At 44.6% G+C, this 6,000-nt stretch carries 7 protein-coding genes; 4 read left to right on the plus strand and 3 right to left on the minus strand.

Features of this window, described 5'->3' with window-relative positions; all coding sequences use genetic code 11:
* The first annotated feature begins 24 nt into the window (after window positions 1–24).
* From A8L45_RS08795 to A8L45_RS08805, 3 genes are all read left to right on the plus strand, one after another.
* Entirely contained in the window at window positions 25–1,485 is a 1,461-nt protein-coding gene (locus A8L45_RS08795) for a coniferyl aldehyde dehydrogenase (protein ID WP_217492144.1), read from the plus strand.
* 9 nt (window positions 1,486–1,494) lie between these two features.
* Window positions 1,495–2,112 (plus strand): TetR/AcrR family transcriptional regulator, encoded by a 618-nt coding sequence (locus A8L45_RS08800; protein WP_068901331.1) that lies wholly within the window; start codon window positions 1,495–1,497, stop codon window positions 2,110–2,112.
* A 404-nt stretch (window positions 2,113–2,516) separates the two neighbouring features.
* Complete coding sequence (locus A8L45_RS08805) at window positions 2,517–2,807, plus strand: VOC family protein (RefSeq protein ID WP_217492145.1); 291 nt, start codon at window positions 2,517–2,519, stop codon at window positions 2,805–2,807.
* 375 nt (window positions 2,808–3,182) lie between these two features.
* Here the strand turns inward: A8L45_RS08805 and amrS are convergent, their stop codons facing one another.
* Complete coding sequence (amrS, locus tag A8L45_RS08810) at window positions 3,183–4,286, minus strand: AmmeMemoRadiSam system radical SAM enzyme (RefSeq protein ID WP_068901333.1); 1,104 nt, start codon at window positions 4,284–4,286, stop codon at window positions 3,183–3,185.
* A gap of 229 nt (window positions 4,287–4,515) precedes the next feature.
* On the minus strand, window positions 4,516–4,923 hold the full coding sequence (locus A8L45_RS08815) for a helix-turn-helix domain-containing protein (RefSeq protein ID WP_068901335.1): 408 nt from the start codon (window positions 4,921–4,923) through the stop codon (window positions 4,516–4,518).
* A 156-nt stretch (window positions 4,924–5,079) separates the two neighbouring features.
* Here A8L45_RS08815 and A8L45_RS08820 point away from each other — a divergent pair, with 156 nt between their 5' ends.
* A complete protein-coding gene (locus A8L45_RS08820; protein WP_068901337.1) occupies window positions 5,080–5,658 on the plus strand; it encodes a DUF2938 domain-containing protein in 579 nt (192 codons plus the stop codon).
* A gap of 162 nt (window positions 5,659–5,820) precedes the next feature.
* Here the strand turns inward: A8L45_RS08820 and A8L45_RS25015 are convergent.
* Window positions 5,821–6,000, minus strand: a 180-nt coding sequence (locus A8L45_RS25015; RefSeq protein ID WP_217492146.1) for a hypothetical protein, incomplete at its 5' end; no start/stop codon positions are given.

Genomic DNA, 6,000 nt, shown 5'->3' on the forward strand with positions numbered 1-6,000 from the left:
GAGTGGGACAGGGAGAGAGCAATTATGGACATGCATGCGCATGACGAAAATGCAGTGGCTGAGCCAGAAGCAGTCATCAAAATAGATCCAAAAACGGAATTACTGAAAGCACTGGATATCCAGCGAAATGCCTTTTCTAAGCATACCTACCCGACGTACGAGGAGCGTATAAAAGACCTCAAAGCCCTCAAGAATGCGATTCTTAAACATCAAGATGCTTTTTGTGCAGCAGTAAGCGAAGATTATGGTCATCGGAGCGTTGATGACACATTAAGAGCCGACGTTCTTCCGACTATTCACAGTATTAATTACTGCATGAAAAACCTGAAAAAATGGATGAAACCATCCCGACGGTCTGCGGGGCTGCTATTTCTTCCTTCGACTGTGCGGGTTCACTATCAACCAGTGGGTATTGTTGGCATTATTGTGCCGTGGAACGTTCCTATGGTTCTCTCATTAGCTCCCTTGGCTTATGCGTTGGCATCGGGTAATTCCGCGATGATCAAGCTGTCAGAGCTGGTCCCAAAGACGAACAAAGTATTGCGTCAAATTTGCAATGAAGTCTTTACCGAGCAAAAAGTGGCGATCTTTGAGGGCGAGGCTGATGTTGCTGCCGCTTTCTCTTCGCTACCGTTCGATCATCTGCTGTTCACTGGTTCAACGGCGGTCGGCAAGCACGTCATGCGCGCTGCTTCAGAAAACTTAACGCCAGTGACCCTTGAGCTGGGCGGTAAATCACCAACTATCATTGCGCCAGATATGGACATCGACTTGGCTGTGAATCGTTTGATTTTTGGTAAATCGTTAAATGCTGGTCAGTTATGTATAAGCACCGACTACATCTTATGCCCGAAAGATAAAGTCGACGAATTACTGACGTCGTACAAGAAACGGTTTGCATCTATGTACAGTAATCAGTCATCAGACGATTACAGCAGTGTTGTCAATGACGGACACTTTGTGCGTTTGAAGAATTTGCTAAACGATGCGGTCAATAAGGGTGCGAAAGTCCATAGTGCAACCAATGAGAATGTCCCTGAAAATGGTAGACGAATGGCTACCCAACTGGTGACAGATGTATCAGATGATATGGAAATCATGCAGTCCGAAATATTTGGACCCTTATTACCCATTGTGGGTTACAGCGATCTCGATGAAGCTATTGAGTATGTGAAAAGCCATGACAGACCCCTATCTCTCTACATAATGAGTCATGATAGTGAGCTGCAGGAGAGGGTACTCAAGGAGACGCACTCTGGTGGTGTGAGTATCAATGAAACTGTGTTCCAGTTTGCTGTTGATGATGCACCTTTTGGCGGTACTGGTCCTTCTGGTATTGGCAACTACCACGGTAAGGAAGGGTTTATACGCTTCAGCCACGCAAAAACGGTTCTCAAGAGCGGTCGGATTAATACAGCACCTTTATTGCGACCGCCTTATGGTGGCTTGTTGCAGAAATTGTTATTGAAGATATTTATCCGCTAGTGACTGTTTATGACAAAGAAAGATAAGAAACAACTGATTCTCGATACAGCCCTGACCCTATTTGTGGGTCAGGGCTACGAGGCAACGTCTACTGCAGCACTGGCAAAAGCAGCAGGCGTAGCTACAGGTACGCTTTTCCATCATTTCCCCAACAAAGAAGCGATTCTCAAAGCTATCTTTATCAGTGTTAAAAGCGAGTTTGCTGAGATAATGCAGCGCGCAATTGGAGATAAATCACTTGAGGAGACATTCAAATCAATCTGGTTTGAGGGAATTGACTGGGCGTTGCAACACCCCGAAAAGGCAAACTTTATTCAGCGATATTGCCTTTCACCGACGCTAAAACCTGATATAAGACATCAGACAATGCTCGAAATTTTTGGTTTTGTTGCGGAGCTTGTCATAAAAGGTCAGATGCGCGGCATTATTCATAATTATCCTCTGATGCTTATGATGGAGACGACCAATGGTCAATTCTTAGCAACGACCCGCTTCTTCATGGATCATCCAGAGTTTTGGCAGGATGCTCGATATCGCGACAGTAGCTTTAATATGGCTTGGGGGGCGATGTGCAACACGCCACAGTTGACAGAGAGCAATACACAACAATGCAAAAATGAAGCGTAGAGGTCTTCCGGAATAATACTTGGCATTGACCGCTTTATTTTTGTAATGAATGTTGATGGTAAAGGTAAACAACACTCTCGTCTTGTTTGCCGCAGATGCATCCTAATAAGCGTTATCCTTATATCGTGTCGCGTTTTTATGGAGCGCAATATTTGAACCGCTTCCAATCGCGTTTTTCAAGTCCAAAAGTCCTATCTATCGCGTCAGGCGCATTCTTCTCCATGTTATTTAACTCGCCCTCAAAAAATGGGCTCAGGTCTCGATGTGTATTGTCTTCACCAATGCATTTGCTCTAAGGGACTCGCAAATTTTGTGTTGAAATCTAATGGCATAACGCGAATCAATTAAAGTCACATCCCCTTGGGGAAGAACCCCTTTTCATCATGATCAGAGAGGACAGCCAATTGTTTAAGAAAATTGAATCGACAATGTTTTTTGCTGAAGACATTAATCAATCAGCCGCCTGGTATGCTGACCTACTCGACGCAGAGGTTGAATATGAAAACCCTCAATATGCCTTTGTCCGTGGGGCTGGCATGATATTGGGATTTCACCCAGTCGATGAAAAAAATAACGTAGGCATCAATGGTTCTGTCACCTATTGGGAAGTTGATGATATGAGTGCAACAATATCAGTGCTCAGTTCAAAAGGCGCGACTTTGTACCGGGCCCGGAAAAACCGATTTAGGCGCTGAGGTTGCCATGTTGATCGATCCCTTTGGCAATGCCATTGGCTTGAACCATTCCCCCGACAACGCCTAGCCCATAGTTCCCTTCCTCATTTTTGGTTGTAAGTTCGGCCGGAACCAGGGGATGACATTTTGGACATGGCAAGTATCATTTTGAACAGCTAGTGTGTCATGGTCTACCTTCGATTTGTAAAATTAACAACTGGTGGGTAGACCATTTATCCGGTCTGACGATCGAAGCGTTTAAAGCCCAAGTGAAGAGTCAAGCGACACCAGATTGAGCTGCTATCACGTCCTTCTATCCATGCTCCCATCTAGCAAGGCTTTGCGGCGAAGCAGCGCAGTATCAAAGATACAATGTGGTCAGCAATGTCACGTATGTCATTTGAACCGAACTGGTATACGGCGGGGGCCAAAGGGGCTAGAGAATGTCGTGAAGCGGCCAGCGATTTGAGTACCACATTGCTGGCAGTGACCATCTGCACTGACGTCATAAGTGCCAAGTTTATACCAGTCGCGCTCTATGAGTAGGCTGCCACAGTCGGGACAATACGTACTGCTGGCTTCAGCGTGATGAACATTTCCCACGTAAACAAACTTGAGCCCATTTCTCACCGCAATCTCTCTTGCTCGCAATAGAGTGGAGGCCGGGGTTCTTGGTTTATCCATCATTTTAAAATCAGGATGAAAGGCGCTGAAATGGAGTGGTACCTGATCGCCAAGGTTATCGACGATCCATGCTGTCATGGCGTCGATTTCCTCGTCGCTGTCATTTTCGTCGGGTATCAGAAGGGTAGTAATTTCAAACCATACATCGGTTTCTTGCTTAAGGTATTTCAGAGTTTCAAGTACTGGTGCCAGTTGTGACAGACAGACCTTTTGATAAAAGCGTTCTGTGAAAGCTTTTAAGTCGATATTCACCGCATCCATCACCGAATAAAATTCTTCTCTTGGTTTGTCGCACATATATCCTGCACTAACAGCAACCGGATGAATGCCCTGCTCACGGCAGGCAATCGCGGTATTAATGGCATATTCGAGAAAGATGACCGGATCGTTATAAGTAAATGCAATACTGTCACAACCCACTTGCTTGGTTGCCAGTGCCAGTTTTTCGGGTGAGGCTTTATCGGCAAGCGTATCCATTTGATGGGATTTACTGATTGACCAGTTCTGACAAAACTTACAGCCAAGATTACAACCTGCGGTGCCAAAAGAGAGGACAGATGAGCCGGGATAAAAATGATTAAGAGGTTTTTTCTCTATAGGATCGATACAGAAACCACTTGAGCGACCATAGGTGGTTAGCACTATTTTGCCATTTTCAGCCTTTCTGACAAAGCAGGCACCACGTTTACCCTCCCTCAATGAACAATGTCGTGGGCACACATCGCAAACAACACGACCATCTTCTAAAACGTGCCAATATTGGGTGGGATAACTGTCGCTGGATTTACCAGTAGATAACAACTCACTATCTTTCATAGGCCAAATGAGTTCTGACTTTAAAATGTATTATTTCAAAGTGGGTTTGGTGTATATCAAGCCAGCGCCTTAACCTTTACAACAAAATATTCGTCGCTGTTAGCAATGAATGTCGATGTATTTAAACGTTGACGTTCGGCTCTCTTCAAACCGTATACGCAAGTCGTCAATATTGCCAGTATCCACGAAGATGTGGCGTCATCACCGTAAGCCAGTAAGCCTCATCATGTTATTGATTTCTCTCCTTGCCTTGTCTTCTGCCCGCTACACGCAAAAGTTTCTGAAACTTCGGGCACTCGCTGTGGCTGGGTGCTGAGCAATCAGCGGCATGCTTTAACCCATCACTGATAGCCATCATTCGTTGGGCCTGAGCCTCCAGTTCATCTGCCTTAGCTCTTAGCATGACTCTATTCACCTTGTATTGACCGTGGACAGAAAACATCTCTGAAATCTCTCCGAGGGAGAAGCCTGCTAGTCGTCCCAACGCCACGAATTCCAGTTGCTCAAGAACCTTATGGTCAAAAAGCCTGCGTAATCCGTTTCGTCCGACGGATTGAATCAGACCCTTTTCCTCATAAAACCTAAGAGTCGATGTTGGAAGCCCTGACAGTTTTGCTACTTCTCCAATATCTAGCATAGAGACCCACTAAAAAGACCTTGACTTAAAGTTAACTTGAACTTGTAGCATGACAATTTATAAAGAACAACAGGTTAGGTATCAGTTCCATGGTCGATTCTGATATTAAGTTTTAAAACACGAGCTACGATGCGCTAAGAAAAGTAGGAGAGAACAATGTTTGAAAATACATTACTGTCGCAAAATCTGATGTTGTCAGCAGTGATTATTGGTATCGGTGCCACAGCCATGATGGATATCTGGGCGCTTTTTTTAAAAATGACATTCAATATCTCAGGGCTTAATTACGCTCTTGTCGGCCGTTGGTTTGGCCACCTGGCAAAGCGAAAACTGATACACCAAAACATCGTGACCAGTTCGCCCATAACCGGCGAATTACTCATTGGTTGGACAGCCCATTATGTGATTGGAATTATTTTTGCCGCCACCCTGCTTTTGTTGGTGGGAGCACCTTGGGCTCACTCACCCAGTTTACTCCCTGCATTGTTTGTCGGCTTGGTCACGGTCACGTTTCCGCTATTCGTCATACAACCATGTTTTGGCATGGGGATAGCCGCGACCAAGTTACCTAAACCTCATATTAGTCAAATGAAGAGTCTTATCGCTCATTCGGTATTCGGGTTTGGTTTATATTTTTCTGCGCTGTTACATCATCAATTGGTTATGACGATTGACAAAGGTCAGGATGCAAAAACAGTTGGCGTAGAAGTTTACGAAAGCGTGAGCGAAAGGTAGTACGAGTTTTCATGTCAGGAAAATTAAGCACATTTGGATAAATCTGACTGAAAGAATAAACAGGACATATCTCTGAGGTTGAAAGGCGTATTTGTGGCAGACGAGATGATAGGTAGAGAGTGGATTAGTGCTTCTTATTCTGGCTTTACTTAGAGTAAATAATCAAAAATAAAACAAATAACCACAGATCAGTTTAAAAGCTTCTGCTAACGTTGGTTTGATATGAGATTTAGTGCAGAAAGAGTGGGGAACTAGCTTCTTATAAAAATCGCGCTTACGTAATACGCTCATATCCGCTTGTTGCCGCCCGGTACAAATCTGTATTCGGGCTGGTAATGAGCG

This window comes from Veronia pacifica (genome assembly GCF_001707825.1).
In the GTDB taxonomy this organism is placed as follows: Bacteria; Pseudomonadota; Gammaproteobacteria; order Enterobacterales; family Vibrionaceae; genus Veronia; species Veronia pacifica.